Origin of the sequence: Bacillus cereus group sp. BfR-BA-01383 (assembly GCF_022663495.1) — a bacterium.
GTDB classification, from domain to species: Bacteria; Bacillota; Bacilli; order Bacillales; family Bacillaceae_G; genus Bacillus_A; species Bacillus_A cereus_AU.
The window spans coordinates 140,310-163,834 of sequence record NZ_JAKUFP010000008.1; the positions used below are offsets into that span (position 1 = coordinate 140,310).

Here is a 23,525-nt window from a genome sequence, read left to right on the forward strand (position 1 = left end):
TATGTAAATATGTATGAAAAATAGGCTATAATGATAGGACAAGAAGAGAGGGAAATACATATTATGAAAAACATTGATTCAGTACAAAATCCGCGTGTGAAGCAGTGGAAAAAGCTGCAAACGAAAAAAGAACGCGATAAAAAAGGTTTATTTTTTGTAGAAGGATTCCATTTAGTAGAGGAAGCTTTAAAGGCAGGAGTTGTAACAGAGCTTATCGTTTCAGATCAGACAGACCTTCCGAAAGATTGGACGGTTAATGATGTGGAAATGTATATTGTGCCTGAAGCAATTGTAAAAGTACTTCGTGAAACAGAAACGACACAAGGTGTATTTGCTGTTTGTGAAAAGCATGAGAAAGAAGTAGCTCTTACTGATGGGAAATTTCTTTTATTAGATGGCCTTCAAGACCCAGGTAATTTAGGAACGATTATTCGTACAGCTGATGCAGCTGGTATTCATGCCGTTGTGCTTGGAGAAGGTTGTGTTGATGTTTATAATAGTAAAGTACTACGCTCTACACAAGGTTCTATTTTCCACTTACCGATTGTAAAAGGGAACTTAGAAGAATGGGTAGACAAGTTAAAAGAAAATAACGTCCCTGTATATGGAACGGCTCTTGAAAATGGAGTTCCGTATGGTGAAGTAACACCGGCCGGAAGTTTTGCATTAATTGTAGGAAATGAAGGAAGTGGCGTACGCCAAGAAATTCTTGTGAAAACAGATCAAAACCTGTATATTCCGATTTACGGCGGGGCAGAATCATTAAATGTTGCGGTTGCAGCAGGGATTTTAACGTATTATTTACAAAGTTCAGTTGCGAACAAATAAAAAACTTCTTATAATAAGTTGAAGTACATGTTCATAAAAAAGTGGTGAAATGAGTATCGAACTTTTTTGAACATACAATAAAAGTTAAATAATGAAAAACGTTGATAGAGAAGAGTAGCTTACAAAATCGCCATATAGGGAGAGAATGCCATAGACTGAAAGCATTCTTATGGTAGACGGAAGTGAATTCACCTCTGGAGTTGACGCCAGGACCATGTATATGTAAAGGCGTTCCGGTCAGAATTGATCGTTATAACTAATGAGTGGGCAGACTTGTTCTGTCAATTTAGGGTGGTACCGCGAATTTACCTCGTCCCTTTTTGGGAGCGAGGTTTTTTTATTTTTAAAATTAGGAGGGTTCCAAATGGAAGCACGTTTAAAAGAGCTAAAACAGCAAGCGTTAGCGCTTATTGAAGAGGCGAAAGAGCTAAAAGGCTTAAACGACGTACGCGTAGCGTATTTAGGGAAAAAAGGCCCAATCACAGAAGTATTACGTGGTATGGGGAAATTATCAGCAGAAGAGCGTCCACGTATGGGTGCATTAGTCAATGAAGTACGTGAAGCGATTCAAACGCGTCTAGATGACAAAATTGGTAACTTAGAAAAAGCAGTAATTGAAGCGAAATTGGCTACTGAAACAATTGATGTTACATTGCCAGGTCGTCCTGTTGAAACAGGTTGTCACCATCCGTTAACAGCTGTTGTGGAACAAATTGAAGATGTATTCATCGGTATGGGGTATGAAGTTGCTGAAGGAACAGAAGTAGAGAAAGACTACTACAACTTCGAGGCGTTAAACTTACCGAAGGATCACCCAGCGCGTGATATGCAAGATACATTCTACATTACAGAAGAAACGCTACTACGTACACATACATCTTCTGTACAAGCGCGTACAATGGAAAATAATAAAGAAAAAGGCCCAATTAAAATTATTTGTCCTGGTAAAGTGTATCGCCGCGATGACGATGATGCGACGCATTCACATCAGTTCATGCAAATTGAAGGTCTTGTAATTGACAAAAACATTCGTATGAGTGACTTAAAAGGTACACTGCAAGTATTCGTGAAAAAGATGTTCGGTGAAGACCGTGAAATCCGTCTTCGTCCAAGTTTCTTCCCATTCACAGAGCCATCTGTAGAGATGGATATTTCTTGTATGATGTGTCACGGCAAAGGTTGCGGCACTTGTAAAGGAACTGGCTGGATTGAAATTTTAGGCGCAGGTATGGTTCACCCGAACGTACTTGAAATGGCTGGTTATGATTCAAAAGAATATCAAGGTTTCGCATTCGGTATGGGCGCAGAGCGTATCGCAATGTTGAAATACGGCGTTGATGACATTCGTCATTTCTATACAAATGATGTACGTTTCTTACAACAATTCAAACGAGCGTAAGGGAAGGAGAGGATAAATATGTTCGTATCATATCGTTGGTTACAAGAGTATGTAGATATTAAAGATGTAACAGCACAAGAACTAGCAGACAAAATCACGAAAAGTGGTATTGAAGTAGAAGGTGTTGAAGTATTAAATAAAGGTGTAAAAGGTGTTGTAGTTGGTCACGTATTAGAATGTGAAAAACACCCAGAAGCTGATAAATTAAGCAAATGCTTAATCGATATCGGTGAAGAAGAACCAGTACAAATTATTTGTGGTGCTGCTAACATTGCAAAAGGTTTAAAAGTACCAGTTGCAAAAGTTGGTGCTGTACTTCCTGGTAACTTCAAAATTAAAAAAGCAAAACTACGTGGTGAAGCTTCTCACGGCATGGTTTGTGCTCTTCAAGAGCTTGGCATTGATGGAAAGTTAGTTTCAAAAGAATACGCAGATGGTATCTTCATCTTCCCAAGTGACGCTGAAGTTGGTGCGGATGCACTTGAAATTCTAAACTTACATGATGAAGTACTTGAGCTTGGTTTAACACCAAACCGTGCAGATTGCTTAAACATGCTAGGTGTTGCATATGAAGTAGCTGCTATTTACGGCCGTGAAGTGAAACTTCCAGCTATCGACTTACAAGAAACAGCAGAAAAAACTTCTGATTACATTTCTGTAAGCGTAGAAGCGAAAGAAGAAAACCCGTTATATATTGCAAAAATGGTTAAAAACGTAAAAATTGGTCCATCACCAATGTGGATGCAAACGCGCCTTATGGCAGCTGGCATTCGTCCAATTAGCAATGTAGTTGATATTACAAACTACATTTTAATGGAATACGGTCAACCGTTACATGCATTCGATTACGATAAATTAGGTTCAAAAGAAATCGTTGTTCGTCTAGCAACAGAAGGCGAAAAGATTCAAACGTTAGATGATCAAGAACGTGCATTACAAAGCCATCACCTTGTGATTACAAATGGTACAAAAGCTTTAGCTGTTGCTGGTGTAATGGGCGGGGCTGATTCTGAAGTTACAAATGATACAGTAAACGTTCTAATTGAGTCTGCATACTTTGCAGGTCAAACAGTGCGCCGTACATCAAAAGACTTAGGTCTTCGCAGTGAATCAAGCGCACGCTTCGAAAAAGGAATCGACCCAACACGTACATTTGAAGCAATTCAACACGCAGCTGCTTTAATGGCGAAATACGCTGGCGGTGAAGCACTTGAAGGTGTAGTAGAAGCTGATAACTTACAAGTAGAAGAGCGTACAGTATCCGTTACTGCTGAAAAAGTAAACCGTGTATTAGGTACAAATATTTCTGCGAGTGAAATGGGTACAATGTTCACAAACTTGAAATTCCCATTCACAGAAGTAGAAGGAACATTCCATGTAAATGTACCAGCACGTCGTCCTGATATTACAATTTCAGAAGACTTAGTAGAAGAAGTGGGCCGTCTATACGGTTATGACCACATTCCAGTTACATTACCTTCTGGAACGATGACTCGTGGTAAATTAACAGCAGCACAAACGAAACGTCGTAAAGTACGTCGCTTCCTAGAAGGTGCTGGTTTATATGAAGCAATCACGTATTCATTAACAAGCGCTGACAAAGCGAAACAATACATGGTTGAGCCAAATGAAAAAGCACCTGTAAACCTTGCACTTCCAATGAGCGAAGAGCGTAGCCAACTTCGTTTAAGCTTAGTGCCACAATTGTTAGAAGCAGTTTCATACAATGTTGCTCGTAAAAACGACAGCGTTGCTTTATATGAAGTAGGTTCTATCTTCTTACCAACAGAAGCAGGAGAACTTCCGAAAGAAGAACAACATCTTGCAGGTGTTATGACAGGTCTTGCTCTTCACCATGCATGGCAAGGTGAGAAGAAAGTTGTAGACTTCTTCGTAGTTAAAGGTGTGTTAGAAGGATTATTCGACGTACTAGGCGTTGCAAATCAAATCACATATGCACCAGCAAAACGTGAAGGCATGCACCCAGGCCGTACAGCTGACATCGTATTAGATGGCGAAGTAATTGGTTTCATCGGTCAATTGCACCCTGAAGCGCAAAAACAATTAGATGTGAAAGATACATTCGTATTCGAACTATCTCTTGCAAAAGTATTCGGTGCAGACGTGGAAGAAACTTACTACTCAGCAATTCCACGTTTCCCATCTATGACACGTGATATGGCTGTTGTAGTAACAAAAGAAACAAAAGCTGGTGAAATGAAGCAAGTCATTGCTGAAGCTGGCGGAGAACTTCTGAAAGATGTAACACTATTTGACTTATACGAAGGTGAAAAAATGGAGGAAGGCAAGAAATCACTTGCATTCTCTATGAACTACTTCGATGCAGAACGTACATTAACAGACGAAGAAGTAACAGAAGCACATAACCGTGTATTAACAGCGGTAGAAGAGAAATTTGGTGCGGAGTTACGTAAGTAATGAAAAAACTGCCGGAATATTTTCCGGCAGTTCTTTTATGTATCGACAGCGGTATAAATATATCGCCGCAAATTGGAATATATTGAACGCAACTCTCATTATATCGCTGCAAAATAGAATATATCGAACATAACTTTAATTATATCGCCGTTTCGACAAGAGATATCGACTTATCGACAGAGAACGACAAAATTATTCTATTATTAGACGAGGTGTTAACCAGTTGATATACACCTTGCATCTTTCTCTCGAATGTAGTACATTAATTTTAGTTTAACAAAATGAAAGACGATGATAAGGAAAAGTAGTATATACTATAATCCAAAGCGAGTCAGGGGCGGTGAGAGCCTGATGAGGCGGTATATGTGAAGAACACCTTGGAGTTGCTAACCGAAATTGAAGCTTGTATTCAAGAGTAGACTTAGACGGGAATCCGGCCTGTTACAAACCGGGAAGTATGTATTACATACGAGTTAAAGTTGGTCTTTATGACAAATTGGGTGGTACCGCGAAGTTTAACCTTTCGTCCCTTTATGGATGAAAGGTTTTTTTGTATTTAAATATATGAGCAAAGGAGCATTTCACTATGGAAAACACATTAGTAAAAAGTCTGTATAGAGATACAGAAAAGTATGCAGATCAAACAGTACAAGTATCAGGTTGGATTCGTAACTTACGTGATTCAAAAGCATTTGGTTTCATCGAATTAAACGACGGTAGCTTCTTCAAAAGCGTTCAAATCGTTTTCGATACAGAATTAGAAAACTTCAAAGAAATTGCAAAGCTTCCACTTAGCTCTTCAGTTAAAGTAGAAGGTAAAGTAATTGCAACGCCTGGAGCGAAGCAACCATTTGAAATTAAAGCAGAAAAAATTGATATCGAGGGCTTATCAGATTCTGATTACCCACTTCAAAAGAAGCGTCACACATTTGAATACTTACGTACAATAGCTCACTTACGCCCAAGAACAAATGCATTCTCTGCAACGTTCCGTGTGCGTTCTATCGCAGCATTTGCGATTCACCAGTTCTTCCAAGAGCGTGGATTCGTACATGTTCACACACCAATCATCACTGGTAGTGATACAGAAGGTGCTGGTGAAATGTTCCGCGTAACAACGCAAGATTTAAACAACGTACCAAAAGGTGAAGACGGACAAGTTGACGAATCAAAAGACTTCTTCGGTAAAGAAACAAACTTAACAGTAAGTGGACAGCTGAACGCTGAAGCTTATGCGTTAGCATTCCGTGATGTGTACACATTCGGACCTACATTCCGTGCAGAAAACTCAAACACAACTCGCCACGCAGCTGAGTTCTGGATGGTTGAGCCTGAGATTGCATTCGCTGAATTAGGTGACGTAATGAACCTTACAGAAGATATGCTGAAATATGCAATGAAATACGTACTAGAACATGCACCAGAAGAAATGGAATTCTTCAACAGCTTCGTTGACAAAACAGTTCTAGAGCGCATGAACAACGTAATTAACTCTGATTTCGGCCGCATCACTTATACAGAAGCAATTAAAGTGCTTCAAGAATCAGGCGCTGACTTCAAATACCCAGTAGAATGGGGTATTGACTTACAAACAGAGCACGAAAGATACTTATCAGAAGAAATCTTCAAACGCCCTGTATTCGTAACTGACTATCCGAAAGACATTAAAGCATTCTACATGCGCTTAAATGAAGACGGTAAAACAGTAGCTGCTACTGACCTTCTAGTTCCTGGTATCGGCGAATTAATCGGCGGAAGCCAACGTGAAGAAAGAATGGACGTTTTAGTAGACCGAATTAAAGAACTAGGTATGAACGAAGAGGACTACTGGTGGTACTTAGAACTTAGAAAATACGGCGGTACAAAACACGCTGGATTCGGTCTAGGTTTCGAGCGCTTCCTAATGTACATTACTGGCATGGCTAACATCCGTGACGTAATTCCATTCCCAAGAACTCCAGGTTCTTCTGAATTCTAAAATATACAAAAAAGCGAGAGCAATTGCTCTCGCTTTTTTTATTGGAAAAGGATGTAATTAGAACTCGAATTTTATAAAGTGTTTCACGATTGGAAAAGATGTTGTTCAAAGTTCCCTTCTCACTTCATATATAAGTAAAATGAATGCGACATTTATGGGGAAGGGGTTTTGATACAATGGGGGAAATTCCAAGTCATACAAAATGGACATTACGTGACAAGTATATAGTAATCACTGGTGCAACAAGTGGTATTGGATTAGCGGCAGCTAAGGTATTTGCAGAACGCGGTGCCAAGCTAGGAATCATTGCACGTAATGAAGTAAAAGCGAATGATGTTATGACTCAAATTGAAAATTTAACGAATGGGAATGCAGTGGTAGATATATTTTTCGCTGATATGGCTTCCCAACAATCTATACGCCGGGTAGCTACTGAGATTTTAGAAAGGTGTCCGAGAATTGATATATTAGTGAATAATGCTGGTGCTTTATTTCAAACAAGGCAGCTTACGGAGGACGGTTTGGAGATGACTTGGGCGGTAAACCATTTAGGTCCATTCTTACTCACTAATTTGTTGTTGGAGCGTTTAAAGGAAAGTGTTCCTGCTCGTGTTATCACCACCGCATCTCACGGTCACAAAATGGCTAAAAAGGGAATTGATTTCGGTGATTTAGATGCAGAACAACTTTATCGTGGTGTTAGGAAGTTCATGGGCGGTCCTACAATGCGTTATGCACAAACAAAACTAGCTAACATTTTATTCACTTCTGAATTGGCACAGCGGTTGGAGGGAACGGGTGTTAGTGCTTATAGCTTTGATCCGGGGCTAGTGAATACGAATTTTAACCAGGACAATGGTCTGGTTGCTCGCTTAACTATGGCAGCAATGAAACCTTTCTCTCGTACGCCTGAGGAAGGTGCTGAAACTTTAATATGGCTAGCGGAATCAACTGGAGTTACTAATCATAGTGGCTGTTACTATGCCGATAAGCAAATAGGAAAAACGTCTGAAGCTGCCTTGGATAAAGATGCCGCAAAACGTCTATGGGACATTAGTGAAAAACAGATACGAGAGTAAAAGAGTGTTTGTTCATATGGTTATGTTGAATAGTTTTTTACCCTTAAGTAAAAAGTAATCTTGGGGGTGAGTGCAATGAGTAAAAAAGTGAAAACAGATCATTCTAGATCAGTCCTAGGTTCTCCAGAGGTGGAAGGACAAGGAACAACAACGCATGAAACGGGTTCTCATAAAGTACCTTCATCAAATAAGAAGCAGAAGCGAAGTTAAATATGAAGAAGGGGAGTCATGGAGACTCTCCTTTTTTACTTAATAAAGAATGTTGTATATTAGCGATTCGAAACAGCATATTAATTTGCCCATAGTTCATTTATAAAAGGCGAAAAGAATTCAATTCTTTTCGCCTTGTTTAGTTCATAAAAATCCTGTCGATACTAAAAAGTAGTTATTTTTTCAATAAGCGAAACGCCTTCTCTGTATTAGCAAAATGCAGTTTCACAAACTCAGGTAGTCTTTCTTTACCAAACTTTTGAATTAACTTAGCAGCGGCAATATCAACTTGTTTACCGGCACCTTTTGGAAGAGACATACCAGCTTTTTTACTTAGTTCATCAAACTGTTTTACGAATGAGTAACGGGCTAAAATGGAAGCGGCAGCTACTGCTAAATGGACGCTTTCACCTTTGGTAGCGAAGTAAACATTTTCACGCTGTACCTGTTTTTGTTTTGCTAAATATTTATAGTATGTATCCGGTTGCGTGAATTGGTCGATTAAGATGCCCTCTGGTTTTGTTGGGGCCATTTTTGCTAATAAGTTTGTAATTGCTTTATTGTGTAGTAAAGCTTTTAGCTTACCTTGATTATTTCCTTTATCAAACAGCTCGTTATATTTTTCGTTATGAAGTACAAGAGAGCTGTAAGGAACAACGTGAAGGAGTTGTTTTGCAATCTCAGCAATTTGAGCATCGTTTAAGTTTTTTGAGTCTTTTACACCAAGTTCTTTTAAAAGTGGAATTTGCTTCGCATCCACATATACAGCAACTACTGTCATCGGCCCGAAGTAATCACCAGTACCTACTTCGTCTGATCCTAAAATAGACATTGTGCTGATGGAAGCGGGCGGAGCATAACGATGCGAATCGACCGATTTTTTTACAGCTGTTTTTGGTGTTTGAGAGACAGTTTGCCAACGAGAAGCTTCTGCTTCAGCGCGTCCTCCTTGGAACATTACTTTTCCAGATTTATACGCTGTAATCGTGCAAGATGGCACCTTTGCCATGAAGATACCGCCTTGCGGAATTTTCGAGCTTAGCGCTTGTTTATATTGTTGTTTCATGTCTTCAATTACTGTAGAACTTGTTTGTATTACGATAGAATTTGACAATATGGTCGCTCCTTTTTTTATATTGTTATTTTTATCATATCGGATTGTTCTTTCTGTTTCCATAATATGATGGTTCATGGTATTATAAACTTTAGGATTCTGTACGTGATTGGAGGCCGGTGAGTTGTCACAACAAAAGGGAAATAAAAGTCGAATTAATGTAGAAATATATGGCCAACAGTATTCAGTTGTTGGCGATGAAAGTACAAGTCATATCCGCATGGTAGCAGCGATTGTGGATGATAAAATGCGCGAACTCAATGCCAAGAATCCTTCGCTTGATACGAGTAGACTAGCGGTATTGACGGCGGTAAACGTCATACACGATTACATAAAATTAAAAGAAGAACATGAGAAATTGAAAGAAAGTATGACAAAAAAAGGAATGGAATAACATGATTGATATTATTATCATTTTACTGCTTGTTATGGGATTTTTCCTTGGCTTACGCAGAGGGTTTATTCTGCAACTTGTAAAGTTAACAAGCTTTATTATCGCATACCTTGTTGCATACTGGTACTGTAAAGATTTAGCGCCAGCACTTGCGAAATTTATTCCGTATCCATTTGATAAAAATGTATCTGTTCCAGAATGGATTGATGCAAATAATATTGAGACAGTATTTTATCAAGCACTTGCGTTTATCTTATTATTTGTTATTACAAAAATCGCACTTTCATTACTTGGTAATTTGTTAAATATGTTTGCAGAAATACCGGTTTTAAAGCAAGTAAATGCGTTTGCGGGGGCAATCCTCGGATTTTTAGAAGTGTATATTATTTTGTTTGTCTTAATTATCGTTGGAAACATTCTTCCAATTGAACAAGTACAAACACCATTACAAAAATCAACAATTAGCAAAATAATTGTAGACGATACACCGATTCTTTCTGAAAAGGTGAAGGAACTATGGCAGACAGGTAGCAGAGTATAACTTCTCTTTTTTCGGAAAGAGAAGTTTTTTTCTATGAAAGAAAGGCGGGATAATGATGAAAGTAAATAAAAAACAAGTTATTAAATTACTAGAGACAATCGGCCTGTTTATGGAACTAAAGGGCACGAATCCATTTAAAATATCTGCATTTCGTAAAGCGGCAGCAGCACTAGAAAGTGATGATCGTAGCCTTTCTGAAATTGAAGATTTCACAAAGATTCCTGGTATTGGAAAAGGAACAGCAGCGGTTATTCAAGAATATATAGAGTCGGGAACATCCGAAGTATTACAAGAGCTTGAAAAAGAAGTACCGAGCAGTTTATTACCGTTATTAAAACTTCCAGGCCTTGGTGGTAAGAAGGTAGCTAAGTTATATAAAGAACTTGGTGTTGTTGATATGGACTCGCTAAAAGCTGTTTGTGAGGAAAATAAAGTACAAGCTTTAGCAGGTTTCGGTAAGAAAACAGAAGAGAAAATATTAGAAGCAATCGATCAAGTAGGATCTCGTCCAGAGCGTTTACCAATTGCGATGGTATTGCCTATTGCCGGGGAAATAGAGGAGAAATTGTCGAATATTGCTGAAGTGATTCGTTTCTCTCGCGCTGGTAGCTTACGTCGTGTTCGTGAGACAGTGAAGGATTTAGACTTTATCATTGCAACGACAGAACCAGCAGTAGTACGTGAACATTTACTACAGTTCGATAATATGATTGAAGTAATCGCGAGTGGTGATACGAAAGTTTCTGTTCGTCTTCAATATGAATATGATATTTCAATCGATTTCCGCTTAGTAAAACCAGAAGAGTTTATTACAACGCTTCACCACTTTACAGGATCAAAAGATCATAACGTGAAAATGCGCCAAATTGCAAAAGATAAGGGCGAAAAAATTAGTGAGTACGGTGTGGAAAACTTAGAAACAGGCGAAGTGAAAACATTTGACACAGAAGAGGAGTTCTTCGCTCATTTCGGTCTTCCATTTATCCCGCCAGAAGTGCGTGAAGATGGAAAAGAAATTGAATTAATTAAAGAGTATCCAAACTTAATTCAATTCTCTGATATACAAGGTGATTTGCATATGCATACAACGTGGAGTGATGGTGCTTTTTCCATTGAGGAAATGGTACAAGCATGCCGTGCCCGTGGATATAAGTTTATGGCGATTACGGACCATTCACAATACTTAAAAGTAGCGAACGGTTTAACGAAAGAGCGTCTTCGCGAACAAGCGAAAGAAATTGAGCGCATGAATGAAAAGTATCCAGACATTACAATTTTACGCGGAATTGAAATGGACATTTTACCAGATGCCTCGCTTGATTTTGATGACGAAGTATTAGCAGAACTAGATTATGTCATTGGAGCTATTCACTCTAGCTTCTCACAAGACCGTGAAACGATTATGAAACGCCTTCGCACTGCACTTGAAAATAAGCATGTCACGATGATTGCTCATCCGACAGGACGTCTTCTTGGACGCCGCGAGGGTTATGATGTAGATACAGATTTACTAATCGAACTTGCGAAAGAAACAAATACAGTTTTAGAATTAAACGCCAATCCGAACCGTCTAGATTTAAGCGCGAAATTATTAAAACAAGCACAAGACGCTGGTGTAAAAGTAGCGATTAATACGGATGCTCATACACTTGAAATGTTAGAGGATATGGAAACAGGTGTAGCAGCAGCGCGTAAAGGTTGGATTCAAAAAGATAACGTGATTAACACATGGGATATTGAACGTTTATTAGACTATATTAAACGTAATAAGTAACACAAGGGGGACCTGCAACATGTTAGAAAGAACGTTGCGTGTATTAGAATACAATAAAGTAAAAGAACAATTACTTGAACATACAGCATCTTCACTTGGTCGTGATAAAGTGAAGAATTTAGTGCCGAGCACTGACTTTGAAGAAATTGTAGAAATGCAAGATACAACGGATGAAGCGGCGAAAGTCATTCGTTTAAAAGGGAGTGCACCATTAGGTGGTATTACTGATGTTCGCTCAAATGTGAAGCGTGCAAAGATTGGAAGTATGTTAAGCCCAAATGAACTACTTGATATCGCAAATACGATGTACGGTAGTCGCAATATGAAACGTTTCATCGAAGATATGGTTGATAATGGTGTCGAGCTTCCGATTTTAGAAAGACATGTCGCTCAAATTGTATCTTTATATGATTTAGAAAAGAAAATTACAAATTGTATTGGTGATGGCGGTGAAGTAGTCGATAGCGCAAGTGATAAACTGCGTGGTATTCGTAACCAAATTCGTACTGCGGAAAGCCGTATTCGTGAAAAGTTAGAAAACATGACGCGTTCTTCAAACGCACAAAAGATGTTATCAGATGCAATTGTAACGATACGTAATGAACGATACGTAATCCCGGTAAAACAAGAATACCGCGGCGTATATGGCGGTATTGTTCACGATCAATCTGCTTCTGGACAAACGTTATTTATTGAACCACAAGTAATTGTAGAATTAAATAACGCACTTCAAGAAGCACGTGTGAAAGAAAAACAAGAAATCGAACGCATCTTATTGATGTTAACAGAAGAAGTGGCAGTAGAAGCTGATATCGTTTTATCGAACGTAGAAGTAGTTGCAAATCTTGATTTCATTTTTGCAAAAGCTTTTTATGCGAAGCGAATTAAAGCAACGAAGCCAATCGTAAATAATGAGCGTTATATGAATTTAAGACAAGCACGTCATCCGCTTATTGATCCGGAAATTATTGTGCCAAATAACATCATGCTCGGTAAAGATTTCACGACGATTGTTATTACAGGACCGAATACAGGTGGTAAAACAGTTACACTGAAAACAGTTGGTATTTGTGTATTAATGGCGCAGTCTGGCCTTCACATTCCAGTAATGGACGAATCAGAGATTTGTGTATTCAAAAATATCTTTGCTGATATCGGTGATGAGCAATCGATTGAACAAAGTTTAAGTACGTTCTCCTCACATATGGTGAACATTGTTGATATTTTAGAAAAAGCTGATTTTGAAAGCTTAGTTTTATTCGATGAATTAGGTGCTGGAACAGACCCACAAGAAGGGGCTGCACTAGCAATTTCAATTTTAGATGAAGTATGTAACCGCGGTGCTCGCGTTGTTGCAACGACGCATTACCCAGAATTAAAAGCATACGGATATAACCGTGAGCAAGTTATTAATGCGAGTGTTGAGTTTGATGTGAACACATTAAGTCCAACTTATAAATTACTAATCGGTGTACCAGGACGTAGTAACGCCTTTGAAATTTCGAAGCGCCTTGGGTTATCTGATCGCGTTATTGACCAAGCACGTAACCACATTGGTACAGATACGAATAAAATTGAAAATATGATTGCGAAGTTAGAAGAAAGTCAAAAGAACGCAGAGCGTGACTGGAACGAAGCAGAAGCGCTTCGCAAACAATCTGAAAAACTTCATCGCGAATTACAACGTCAAATTGTTGAATTTAACGAAGATCGCGATGAACGATTATTAAAAGCGCAAAAAGAAGGGGAAGAAAAAGTCGAAGCTGCAAAGAAAGAAGCAGAAGGCATTATTCAAGAACTTCGTCAATTGCGTAAAGCACAGCTTGCAAACGTGAAAGATCACGAACTTATTGAAGCGAAAAGCCGTCTAGAAGGCGCAGCGCCAGAGCTTGTGAAGAAACAAAAAGTAAACGTGAAAAACACAGCGCCGAAACAACAATTACGCGCAGGTGATGAAGTAAAAGTATTAACGTTCGGTCAAAAAGGTCAACTACTTGAAAAAGTAAGTGATACAGAGTGGAGCGTACAAATTGGTATTCTGAAGATGAAAGTGAAAGAGTCCAATATGGAATACATTAATACACCGAAGCAAACAGAGAAAAAAGCTGTCGCAAGTGTGAAGGGTAGAGATTACCACGTTTCATTAGAACTTGATCTTCGTGGTGAACGATTTGAAAATGCAATGATGCGCGTTGAGAAATACTTAGATGATGCCCAGCTTGCAAGCTATCCTCGTGTATCAATCATTCATGGTAAAGGAACAGGAGCGCTTCGCCAAGGTGTACAAGATTACTTGAAGAAGCACCGCGGTGTGAAGAACTTCCGTTACGGTGACATGGGCGAGGGAGGCCTAGGCGTAACAGTTGTCGAATTAAAATAGCAAACAACCAAACAAAAGGGGAAACCATTATATGTTTATGGACAAACTTGCAAAAGTATTGTTAGCTTGTTGTGGAATATTTTTGGTGATTGGGGTTATTTATTTAGTTGTTTTTGCGAAGTAAAGGAGCGTCAATCGTGGCATAATGATATTGCCATAGATTGACGCTTTTAATATATATGAAAAGGAATAAGCTATGAAAATCAACCAACACATAAGCGAAGCAAAATCCTGCTCAAGACGCGAAACAGACCGCCTTATTAAAGCGGGCCGCGTGGCTATTAACGGCGAAATATGTACGCACGGTGCAAACGTGAGCGATGGTGATGTTGTAACGATTGATGGACAGGTTATTGCAAAAGAAGAGAAAGAAAAGGTGTATATCGCCTTTCATAAGCCGGTCGGAATTACTTGTACAGCAGCGGATCATATTGAAGATAATATTATTGATTATATCAATTATCCAGAGCGAATCTTTCCTGTTGGACGGCTAGATAAAGCATCAGAAGGTCTTATTTTATTAACGAATGATGGCGCGATTGCGAATCAAATTTTACACGGAGATCATGAGCACGAGAAAGAATATGTTGTTACAGTCGATAAACCTTTTACGGATTGGTTTATTGATGAGATGTCCAGCGGTGTAAAAATTAAAGGTGGCATGACGAAGCCGTGTAAAGTGACGAGAGTCGATCAGTCAACATTTCGTATCGTTTTAACGCAAGGGATGAACAGGCAAATTCGTAGAATGAGCCGTGCTTTCGGGTTTACTGTAACAAAGTTAAAGCGAGTGCGCATTATGAATATAGAGCTAAATGAGCTTAAATCTGGAAAATGGCGGAGCGTTACATCGGAGGAATTAAAAATATTAATTGATCAGTTATAGGGAGAAAAGTTTTCTCCCTATATTTTTTTGTCAGAAAAAATAAAACTATTGATTTTTTTGAAAATAGCTCATATAATAAAAAACAACAAGTTTCGACAAAATATTTTATAAAAGTAATGATGAGGACATGAGTTGTATTTTACGATTCTCAGAGAGGGAAGCCTTAGGCTGTGAGCTTCCTAATACGAAAAGACAAGCTTACCACCTCTAAACTTCAAGAGTGAACTGCATACATGATGCATTGTAATTCTTGGCGGATAAAACCGTTATCAATTTACACGAGCTATAAAATGAGCTTATTTCGTTATAAATTCATTTTATTAGAATAAGGGTGGAACCACGATTTCAACACTCGTCCCTTTGTTAGGGACGGGTGTTTTTTGCGTTCTTTTATAGGGAAGTATGCTTGAAAGGGAACATGTGACTGGTTTGAATTCAGAATATTTTGTGATTACTTTTTTTAGGGGGTTAGTGGAAATGAAATCATCTTTAAAGTTTTCAGAGATGTTTGCAATAAGTTTAATGTTATTTGCACTGTTTTTTGGTGCAGGTAATATGATTTTTCCACCAGCGTTAGGGCAAGGTGCTGGAACTGATGTATGGATCGCGCTGTTTGGTTTTATCGTAACAGGCGTTGGATTGCCTTTATTAGGAGTAATTGTTATAGCCTTAAAGGGAGATATTAACGAGCTAGCGGGACGTGTACATCCTGTATTTGCACTTGTTTTTATTACTGCAATTTATTTATGTTTAGGTGTGTTTGTAAGTGTGCCACGTACAGGAACAGTTGCTTATGAAATGAGTGTTGCACCGTTTTTACCAAGTGAGATAGCTGGTCAAGCATATCCACTTGTTATCTTTACATTTATTTTCTTTGCAGTAACTTTCTATTTAGCTTTAAATCCATCGAAATTAGTGGGACGCATCGGTAAAGTGTTAACTCCAATTTTGTTAGCTGTTATTGCAATTATCGTAGTGAAAGCACTTATTACACCAATGGGAGAGTTTGGTGCACCGACAGAAGCATATAGTGCTCCTCTTTTTAAAGGTTTTATTGACGGATATTTAACTTTAGATGGACTTGCAGCACTTGTATTCGGAAATGTTGTCATTAATGCTTTAAAAGCAAAAGGTGTTACAAATAAGAACAGCATTGCGAAAGTAACAATCTTTGCAGGACTTATTGCAGCACTTGGTTTATTACTTGTGTATTTAGCGCTTGCGTATCTTGGGGCTTCTAGTGTATCTCTTGGAATGGGCGCAAACGGAGGAATTATTTTAACAAACGTTGTGAATCATTTATTTGGAAGTTACGGAACTTTATTACTAGGTATCGCGATTACAGCAGCATGTTTAACAACTTCTGTAGGTATTGTTGCTGCTTGTGGAGAATACTTTTCTTCCTTATTACCGAAGCTTTCATATCAAAAAGTTGTTTTCATTTTCTGTGTATTGGCATTTATGGTAGCAAATCTTGGTTTAACTCAGTTAAACGCATTAGCATTACCAATCTTAATCGCAATTTATCCAATTGGGATCGTACTTATTGTATTGTCACTTGTTGAAAATTACGTTCGTCTTCCATTAGCGATGTATGTAGGAGGTATTGTAGGAGCGTTCGTAATCAGTTTCTTTGATGGATTGCACAATGCAAACCTTCAAATTGCAGCATTAGCACCTATTTTGGATAAGGTTCCATTATATAGTGTAGGGATTGGTTGGTTGGTTCCAGGTATAATCGGTATAGGATTTGGTTATATAGTTTCTAAGTTTCAAAAGCATGAAATTGCTGTAGAAAAATAGAGAAAAGGGGCTTTCTATAATAGAAAGTCTCTTTTTTTGTAGAAAAAGTCGTATATAGGGAAATTCGGATATTTAAAAAAATATACATAATATAGTTGACAAAAAATTTATGAGTAGGCTAAGATTGACTTAGTTGTGGAAATATTGGAAGGGAAGTGACGGGAGCAAGGGAAGAGGTTTTCTATGACTATATCATTTTTGGGAGAAGAGGTGATAGAACAATAGAATAGGTAGGTTATTTTTTTTGTGGTGAATTGAGAATGATAATCAATAAATCAATTGAAGTATTGTATAGTGCTTCTTATAGGGAAAGAGAAGGGAATTATTTTTTTGACCTTCAATGAGAATGATAATCAATGATACTTATATTACATAAAGTAATGACAATTAAATAAAGGTAGAAGAGATTATTTTTTTCTCATAAATTGAGAATGATTATCATTTTCGAATTATAAAACGAAAGATAAACAAGGAGGAAGTAAGCAAAATGAGAAAGTTTTCAGTATTACCCGCATTTATCATAACGTTAGTATGTATGCTAGCTTTTCTCGTAATGCCATCTGGACAAGCTTCAGCAAAATTAGCTGACGGTACTTACGATATTAACTACGTTATCAAAAAGGCGGAAGATGATTCAGCTTCAATGGCAAATGATTATTTTGAAAAACCAGCTAAGTTAATTGTAAAAAATGGTGAGATGAGAGTACAAGTTCCAATGAATCATAGTGCTTGGATTACAGAATTTAAAGCACCAGAGAATGGTAATTTCGTTGATTCAAAAGTAATTAGCAAGGATGAAGCAGCAGATAAAAGAACGGTTGAATTTAAAGTTGATGATTTATCTAAACCGTTAGGAGTAAAAATTCATGTTGTTGTACCAAGTGCAAACTATGATCACCACTACACAATTCGTTTTGCATTTGATGCAAACGTAAAAGCTGTAGGCGGCGATAACAATGCAGCTGTTGTAACAAAAACTGATGATCAAACTAAAAAAGATGGACAAGTAAAAGAAGAGCAAAAGAAAGAAGAGAGTAAAGAAACAAACAAAGATACAAATAAAGGAACAAATGAGAGTGGCAAGGCTGAAAAAACAGATAACCCAAAAACAGGTGATGATGCCCGCATTGGATTATTTGCAGCGTTAGTTCTTATCTCGGGTGTTTTCTTAGTTCGTAAAGTGAAGTTAAGTAAATAACTCTTTCGAAGGGCGATGAATATATGTTTAAACAATTTAAGATGATTATTGCTGTATTTGCTGTTTTATTTACGTTTATCGCAACACTAGGTTTACAAGATGCAAAAGCTGCTACCAAATTAGCTGATGGAAAGTATAATATTGCTTTTACTGTGTGGAAAGGCGATAAAGATGAAGCATCCAGAATGAATAGTTATTTTGAAAGCCCAGCAACATTAACAGTCAAAAAGGGAAAACAATACGTTTCATTTAAAGTGAAAGATAGTGCTTCTATTAAGAGTTTACAAGTGGAGAAAGATGGACAATTTGTAGAAACGGCTGTGTTAAGTGAAAACAAAAAAGAGAATACTAGAGTCGTAGAATTTGAAGTCGATGACTTTTCAAAAAAACTAAACGGCAAGGTGAAAATTAATATCCCAATTATTAATTATAATGCTTCATATGATATTCGCTTTGTATTTGATGAGAACAGTATTAAATAATTAAATTTTTTTATAAAGGAGCGTTATTTCATTGAACAGGTATCTTAAGATTGTTGTTGCTATGTTTTTAATGATATTTACATTCGTATCAACGCTACAACCACTTGCAGTTCAAGCAGCTACAACTTTAGCTGATGGTGAGTATTCAGTTGGGTTCAAAGTGTTAAAAGATACATCAGATGAAGAGTCGATGATGAATCAATATTCAGTAAGTCCGGGAACTTTAAAAGTGAAGGATGGGAAAAAGAAAGTATCCTTTACATTAACGAATAGTTCATGGATTACGAAGTTTGAAACAGAAAAGGCAGGTCAGCTCGTTGAGACAAATGTAATTAGTGAAGATAAAGAAAAAGATACAAGAGTAGTAGAATTTGATGTGGAAGATGTAGAGAAGGTATTAAATGCGAAAGTAAAAGTAGATATTGATTTTTTAAATTATCATCATGACTATAACGTTCGTATCGCATTTGATCAAAATAGCATTACACCAATTCATGTAGAAAAACCAGATGAAAAAGAGGACCCAGCTAATAAGCCAGATCCAAATGAAACTACGGATCCAGGTCAGAAGCCCGACCAAAAGCCTGACCCAGATCAACAACCAAATTCTAACACAATTGCAGATGGTGAGTACAGCATTCCATTTAAAGTGTTAAAAGATAAAACATATGAAGAATCTAAAATGAATACTTACATGGAAAATCCAGGAGTATTAAAAGTAGAAAATGGTAAGAAAAAAGCAATCGTAACACTAAAAAGTAGCTCATTAATTAAAAATTTCCAAACGGAAAAAGATGGTGCATTTGTTGATGCAAAAGTAGTGAGTGAAGATAAAGAAAAAGATACAAGAGTAGTAGAGTTTGAAGTAGCCGATTTATCAAAAAAACTAAACACAAAAGTATTTATCGAGATGGCATCAAAAAATTACAAGCAAACGCATGACGTACAACTTGTATTTGAGCAAGACAAACTTGAACCAATTAAAAGTGAAGATAAACAACCAGATGGAGACAAACAACCAGACGGGGACAAACAACCAGATGGAGACAAACAACCAGATGGAGACAAGCAACCAGACGGAGACAAACAACCAGATGGAGACAAGCAACCAGATGCTGAAACAATTAAAGATGGCGAATACAGCATCAATTTTAAAGTGTTAAAAGATAAAACTGAAGAAATTTCAATGATGAACACGTACACGAAGAGTCCAGGTGTGTTAAAAGTGAAAGATGGCAAAAAGTATGTATCCTTCACATTAACGAATAGCTCATGGATTACAAAGTTTGAGTTTGAGAAAAACAATTCGTTTGTTAATGCAAGTGTATTAAGCGAAGATTCGAAAGCTGATACAAGAGTAGTGGAAGTAGAAGTAGCCGATTTATCGAAAAAATTGAATGCGAAAGTGAAAGTAGATATTGATTCAATGAATTACCATCATTTCTATAATATTCAATTTGCATTTGATAAAGGTAGTATTAAAGCTTTAGGTAACCAGGGCGGAAATAATAACCAAGATGGTAACGGTAACCAAGGCGGAAACAACAACCAAGGTGGTAACGGTAACCAAGATGGAAACAATAATCAAGGCGGAAATAATAACAAAAATGGACACGTAACAGTTGATCCGAAAAATTTAAAAGACGGTCAATATGATATTGCTTTTAAAGTGTTAAAAGATAAAACGGATGAGATTTCAATGATGAATCAATACGTTGTAAATCCAGCGAGATTAACAGTAAAAGATGGCAAAAAATATGTTGCGGTGACACTAAAAGATAGTGCGTGGATTACGAAATTCCAAACAGAAAACGCTGGTGCATTTGTTGATGCAAAAGTAGTGAGTGAAGATAAAAATGTAAATACGAGAGTAGTAGAATTTGAGATTGATGATTTATTTGCGAAATTAAATGCGAAAGTAAAAGTAGATATCGATTCAATGAACTACCATCATTTCTATGACGTACAAATTCAATTTGATACAAATAGTATTGGTGCAGTAGGAACTATTAAAGAGGATCCAAAAAACGATCCGAAGAATGATTCGAAAAATCCAGTGATTACACCGAAAGTAGACAATGTAAAAACAATCAGTAATCCTGATTTTAATCGAAATGCAGACGGTAAGAAGAAAAACGATGCTACAGATAATGGTGCAAAAAAAGAGAAAAACTCAAAAACTGCAGATACAGCACAACTTGGTTTATACATGGTGCTACTATTAGGTTCACTTGCTTTATTAGTTCGTAAATATAGAGCAGGTAGGCTGTAAAATTTGGAGTCTTGATGCATGGTTTCATGCATCAAGACTCGTTTCATATTGTACTGAAAGGAGTGGTGATTGAGAGTGAAGAAAATCACGAGTGTATTCATGGCTATCATTCTTTTATTTAGTATAGCTGGGTGCTCATCACCCAAAAAAGAAACGGCAAAAAAGGTAAAGAGCAGTAGTGAGGAACGTGTTATTGCAACGACAGTTGCTGTGACTGAAATTATGGATGCGTTAGAAGTAGATTTAGTTGGTGTTCCAACTAGTTATAAAACATTACCGAAGCGTTATAAAGGTTTACCGGGTGTTGGAAACCCGATGAGTCCTGATATGGAAAAAGTAAAATCAATGAAACCATCAGAAGTATTATCTGTTACGACGCTTGAATATGAGTTGAAGCCAGTTTTTAATGAAGCGGGCATTAAGACAAACTTTTTAAATTTAACGAGTTTAAAAAACATGCAAAACTCAATTACAGAACTGGGTAAAAAATATGGGCGTGAGAAACAGGCTGAAGCAGTCGTAACAAAGTTTGATAAAAAGGTTGCAGACATTCAAAAACAAGTAAAAGGGAAGAAAGAACCGACAGTCCTTATTTTACTTGGAGTGCCTGGAAGCTATTTAGTAGCGACAGAACACTCATATATTGGGGATTTAGTAAAACAGCTAGGTGGTAAAAATATAGTACAAGGTGAAAAAGTAGAGTATTTAGCTTCTAATACAGAGTATTTAAAAAAAGCTGACCCAGATATTATTTTACGTGCAGCACACGGTATGCCAGATGAAGTTGTGAAAATGTTTGATAAGGAATTCAAAACGAACGATATTTGGAAGCACTTTGCCGCAGTTAAAAATAATAGAGTGTACGATTTAGAAGAGCGTTTGTTTGGAACAACGGGGAATTTAGCAGCTATAGAGGCGTTAGATGAACTAAAGAAAAAGATGTATCCATGATACATCTCATAAATAAAGGAAGATTACGATGAATAAAAAAATTTGGAGTTTTTTCATAGTTACTGTATTACTCGTTGTGATGACTACTATTTCGGCAGTGAAAGGGAGTCTAGAAGTTGGAGTTTTTGAGCTTTTACAAGGTATATTTACAGGGACAAATGAAGATGTTGAAGTCATTAAAGATTTACGTTTCCCGCGCATTATTATCGCACTTTTCACTGGAGCAGCGCTTGCTGTTTCTGGTGTGCTCTTCCAAGCTGTTATGAAAAATCCACTTGCGGATGCTGGGGTTATCGGGATATCTTCAGGGGCCAGTTTTATGACGCTTGTTATCATTACGCTATTTCCTCAGTTCTTTTTCTGGACACCACTATTCGCATTTTTAGGCGGAGCGTTTGCTTGTTATCTCGTTTATTCGTTTTCTTGGAAATCAGGTTTAAGTCCGCTGCGCATCATTTTAATCGGTATAGCAATTAATGCGATGTTTACTGGTTTAAATGAATCTTTCGTTACGATTTGCGGATATTTCATTAAAAGTATTAAACAGACGACAACATCTAATATAACGATGAAGACATGGAGCGATGTGGAAGTACTTGTTACATATGGATCGATCGGCCTTATACTTGCACTGTTTGTAGGGGCATGGTGTAATTTATTATCTTTACAAGATAAAACGGCTAAAAACCTTGGACTTCATGTGACAAGGGTACGCCTTATTATTTCTGCCATTGCTGTCCTGTTAGCAGCTGTATCAACTGCGATTGCGGGCGTTATCGCTTTCGTTGGATTACTTATCCCGCATATTTCAAGGCAATTGGTTGGATCAGATCATAAAGTACTTATTCCGTTTTCAGCCCTTGCAGGTGCGTTATTAATTTTAACGGCAGACACAATCGGTAGGCTAATCGTACCGCCTAATGAAATTCCAGCGGCGACGATTATGGCAGTTATCGGTGGTCCGTTTTTAATATTCTTGCTTAGAAAGAGTGATCGAGTTCATGGAAATTAAAAATGTAACCTTTTCTTATGATAATGTAACGGATCGTTTAAAGTCTGTTAGTAGTGAGATAGAGGTTGGAAAAATTACAACAATTATTGGTCCAAATGGTTGTGGGAAATCAACATTACTAGGTGTTATGTCGCGAAATCATAATCCACGTAGCGGGGAAGTAATGCTAGATGGGAAAGCTATTAGCCAGTATAAGCCGAAAGAATTTGCTAGAAAGCTAGCGGTCGTTCATCAGCAAAATGAGGCGCCATCAGATATTACAGTTGAGAAATTGACGAGTTTTGGGCGTATGCCATATAAAAATATTTTTTCTACACAAACTGATGAGGATAGCGAAGCAATCGAAAGAGCATTGACGTGTACGAGACTACAAGATAAGCGTGATAAGCCAATACATGCATTATCTGGTGGAGAAAGGCAACGTGTTTGGATTGCGATGACTTTAGCGCAAAATACGCCCATGCTGTTCTTAGACGAACCAACGACGTATTTAGATATCTATTATCAGCTTGAAATATTAGAGTTAGTGAAAGAGTTAAATGAAGTACATGGTTTAACGATTGTTATGGTATTACATGACATTAATCAAGCAATCCGTTATAGCGATCATATTATCGTTATGAAAGATGGAGAAATTGTGATGAAGGGTAAGCCAGGTGAAGTCGTAACGGAAGATATGATTAAGACGATATATGGTGTAGACGTTGTTGTAAAGCACGATGAGGATACAGGATTGTATATGGTACCAATGGGTATTTAAATATACGACTCTATTTTGAGGTGAT

Annotated in this window: 19 protein-coding genes and 3 other annotated features; of the genes, 18 read left to right on the forward strand and 1 reads right to left on the reverse strand. The window is 37.5% G+C overall.

Annotated elements, in window-relative coordinates:
* Positions 1 to 30: 30 nt before the first annotated feature.
* The 6 genes from MR065_RS10955 (at position 31) to MR065_RS10980 (ending at position 7,933) form a co-directional block, all read left to right on the forward strand.
* Positions 31 to 828, forward strand: a complete 798-nt coding sequence (locus MR065_RS10955; protein WP_242213656.1) for a TrmH family RNA methyltransferase — start codon at positions 31 to 33, stop codon at positions 826 to 828.
* Positions 829 to 920: 92 nt separating this feature from the next.
* Positions 921 to 1,149, forward strand: a binding site (T-box leader).
* 43 nt (positions 1,150 to 1,192) lie between these two features.
* On the forward strand, positions 1,193 to 2,227 hold the full coding sequence (gene pheS, locus MR065_RS10960) for a phenylalanine--tRNA ligase subunit alpha (RefSeq protein WP_000388228.1): 1,035 nt from the start codon (positions 1,193 to 1,195) through the stop codon (positions 2,225 to 2,227).
* An 18-nt stretch (positions 2,228 to 2,245) separates the two neighbouring features.
* Positions 2,246 to 4,666: a phenylalanine--tRNA ligase subunit beta gene (gene pheT, locus MR065_RS10965; RefSeq protein WP_242213658.1), complete on the forward strand. Its 2,421-nt coding sequence runs from the start codon at positions 2,246 to 2,248 to the stop codon at positions 4,664 to 4,666.
* 282 nt (positions 4,667 to 4,948) lie between these two features.
* Positions 4,949 to 5,200 (forward strand) — a binding site (T-box leader).
* Between the two features lie 52 nt (positions 5,201 to 5,252).
* A complete protein-coding gene (gene asnS / locus MR065_RS10970; RefSeq protein WP_000432184.1) occupies positions 5,253 to 6,644 on the forward strand; it encodes an asparagine--tRNA ligase in 1,392 nt (463 codons plus the stop codon).
* A 176-nt stretch (positions 6,645 to 6,820) separates the two neighbouring features.
* Entirely contained in the window at positions 6,821 to 7,723 is a 903-nt protein-coding gene (locus MR065_RS10975) for an SDR family NAD(P)-dependent oxidoreductase (protein WP_242213659.1), read from the forward strand.
* 75 nt (positions 7,724 to 7,798) lie between these two features.
* Entirely contained in the window at positions 7,799 to 7,933 is a 135-nt protein-coding gene (locus MR065_RS10980) for a YuzL family protein (protein WP_002138569.1), read from the forward strand.
* Between the two features lie 175 nt (positions 7,934 to 8,108).
* On the opposite strand, the gene rnhC is transcribed toward MR065_RS10980, so the two are convergent.
* The gene (gene rnhC / locus MR065_RS10985) at positions 8,109 to 9,047 is read right to left on the reverse strand and encodes a ribonuclease HIII (protein ID WP_242213662.1); all 939 of its coding nucleotides are present in this window, start codon (positions 9,045 to 9,047) and stop codon (positions 8,109 to 8,111) included.
* 124 nt (positions 9,048 to 9,171) lie between these two features.
* On the opposite strand from rnhC, the gene zapA reads away from it, so the two are divergent.
* From zapA to MR065_RS11045, 12 genes are all read left to right on the forward strand, one after another.
* Positions 9,172 to 9,441 carry a cell division protein ZapA gene (gene zapA / locus MR065_RS10990; RefSeq protein ID WP_000082703.1) on the forward strand — a complete coding sequence of 90 codons (270 nt, stop codon included), beginning with the start codon at positions 9,172 to 9,174 and terminating at the stop codon, positions 9,439 to 9,441.
* A gap of 1 nt (position 9,442) precedes the next feature.
* Positions 9,443 to 9,982 carry a CvpA family protein gene (locus MR065_RS10995; protein WP_242213664.1) on the forward strand — a complete coding sequence of 180 codons (540 nt, stop codon included), beginning with the start codon at positions 9,443 to 9,445 and terminating at the stop codon, positions 9,980 to 9,982.
* 55 nt (positions 9,983 to 10,037) lie between these two features.
* On the forward strand, positions 10,038 to 11,756 hold the full coding sequence (gene polX, locus MR065_RS11000) for a DNA polymerase/3'-5' exonuclease PolX (RefSeq protein ID WP_098989884.1): 1,719 nt from the start codon (positions 10,038 to 10,040) through the stop codon (positions 11,754 to 11,756).
* 19 nt (positions 11,757 to 11,775) lie between these two features.
* Entirely contained in the window at positions 11,776 to 14,136 is a 2,361-nt protein-coding gene (locus MR065_RS11005; RefSeq protein ID WP_242213666.1) for an endonuclease MutS2, read from the forward strand.
* Positions 14,137 to 14,332: 196 nt separating this feature from the next.
* Positions 14,333 to 15,022, forward strand: coding sequence for a 23S rRNA pseudouridine(2604) synthase RluF (locus MR065_RS11010; RefSeq protein ID WP_242213667.1), 690 nt, complete (start codon positions 14,333 to 14,335; stop codon positions 15,020 to 15,022).
* 107 nt (positions 15,023 to 15,129) lie between these two features.
* Positions 15,130 to 15,385, forward strand: a binding site (T-box leader).
* A 114-nt stretch (positions 15,386 to 15,499) separates the two neighbouring features.
* Entirely contained in the window at positions 15,500 to 16,825 is a 1,326-nt protein-coding gene (gene brnQ6 / locus MR065_RS11015) for a branched-chain amino acid transport system II carrier protein BrnQ6 (RefSeq protein ID WP_242213669.1), read from the forward strand.
* A gap of 487 nt (positions 16,826 to 17,312) precedes the next feature.
* On the forward strand, positions 17,313 to 18,023 hold the full coding sequence (isdC, locus tag MR065_RS11020) for a heme uptake protein IsdC (protein WP_242213670.1): 711 nt from the start codon (positions 17,313 to 17,315) through the stop codon (positions 18,021 to 18,023).
* Between the two features lie 23 nt (positions 18,024 to 18,046).
* Positions 18,047 to 18,505 carry an NEAT domain-containing protein gene (locus MR065_RS11025; protein WP_242213672.1) on the forward strand — a complete coding sequence of 153 codons (459 nt, stop codon included), beginning with the start codon at positions 18,047 to 18,049 and terminating at the stop codon, positions 18,503 to 18,505.
* 31 nt (positions 18,506 to 18,536) lie between these two features.
* The gene (locus MR065_RS11030; protein WP_242213673.1) at positions 18,537 to 20,777 is read left to right on the forward strand and encodes an NEAT domain-containing protein; all 2,241 of its coding nucleotides are present in this window, start codon (positions 18,537 to 18,539) and stop codon (positions 20,775 to 20,777) included.
* A gap of 69 nt (positions 20,778 to 20,846) precedes the next feature.
* Positions 20,847 to 21,728 (forward strand): heme ABC transporter substrate-binding protein IsdE, encoded by an 882-nt coding sequence (gene isdE / locus MR065_RS11035; RefSeq protein ID WP_242213674.1) that lies wholly within the window; start codon positions 20,847 to 20,849, stop codon positions 21,726 to 21,728.
* A gap of 28 nt (positions 21,729 to 21,756) precedes the next feature.
* Complete coding sequence (locus MR065_RS11040; RefSeq protein ID WP_097905803.1) at positions 21,757 to 22,740, forward strand: FecCD family ABC transporter permease; 984 nt, start codon at positions 21,757 to 21,759, stop codon at positions 22,738 to 22,740.
* Entirely contained in the window at positions 22,730 to 23,500 is a 771-nt protein-coding gene (locus tag MR065_RS11045; protein ID WP_098991283.1) for an ABC transporter ATP-binding protein, read from the forward strand. The genes MR065_RS11040 and MR065_RS11045 overlap by 11 nt, the downstream gene beginning before the upstream one ends.
* The last annotated feature ends 25 nt before the right edge of the window (positions 23,501 to 23,525 follow it).

What these genes read in the sequence shown, in the direction of transcription:
- MR065_RS10955 (WP_242213656.1), top strand. Translation starts at nt 31, where the DNA reads ATGATAGGACAAGAAGAGAGGGAAATACATATTATGAAAAACATTGAT.
- pheS (WP_000388228.1), top strand. Translation starts at nt 1,193, where the DNA reads ATGGAAGCACGTTTAAAAGAGCTAAAACAGCAAGCGTTAGCGCTTATT.
- pheT (WP_242213658.1), top strand. Translation starts at nt 2,246, where the DNA reads ATGTTCGTATCATATCGTTGGTTACAAGAGTATGTAGATATTAAAGAT.
- asnS (WP_000432184.1), top strand. Translation starts at nt 5,253, where the DNA reads ATGGAAAACACATTAGTAAAAAGTCTGTATAGAGATACAGAAAAGTAT.
- MR065_RS10975 (WP_242213659.1), top strand. Translation starts at nt 6,821, where the DNA reads ATGGGGGAAATTCCAAGTCATACAAAATGGACATTACGTGACAAGTAT.
- MR065_RS10980 (WP_002138569.1), top strand. Translation starts at nt 7,799, where the DNA reads ATGAGTAAAAAAGTGAAAACAGATCATTCTAGATCAGTCCTAGGTTCT.
- MR065_RS10995 (WP_242213664.1), top strand. Translation starts at nt 9,443, where the DNA reads ATGATTGATATTATTATCATTTTACTGCTTGTTATGGGATTTTTCCTT.
- polX (WP_098989884.1), top strand. Translation starts at nt 10,038, where the DNA reads ATGAAAGTAAATAAAAAACAAGTTATTAAATTACTAGAGACAATCGGC.
- MR065_RS11005 (WP_242213666.1), top strand. Translation starts at nt 11,776, where the DNA reads ATGTTAGAAAGAACGTTGCGTGTATTAGAATACAATAAAGTAAAAGAA.
- MR065_RS11010 (WP_242213667.1), top strand. Translation starts at nt 14,333, where the DNA reads ATGAAAATCAACCAACACATAAGCGAAGCAAAATCCTGCTCAAGACGC.
- brnQ6 (WP_242213669.1), top strand. Translation starts at nt 15,500, where the DNA reads ATGAAATCATCTTTAAAGTTTTCAGAGATGTTTGCAATAAGTTTAATG.
- isdC (WP_242213670.1), top strand. Translation starts at nt 17,313, where the DNA reads ATGAGAAAGTTTTCAGTATTACCCGCATTTATCATAACGTTAGTATGT.
- MR065_RS11025 (WP_242213672.1), top strand. Translation starts at nt 18,047, where the DNA reads ATGTTTAAACAATTTAAGATGATTATTGCTGTATTTGCTGTTTTATTT.
- MR065_RS11040 (WP_097905803.1), top strand. Translation starts at nt 21,757, where the DNA reads ATGAATAAAAAAATTTGGAGTTTTTTCATAGTTACTGTATTACTCGTT.
- MR065_RS11045 (WP_098991283.1), top strand. Translation starts at nt 22,730, where the DNA reads ATGGAAATTAAAAATGTAACCTTTTCTTATGATAATGTAACGGATCGT.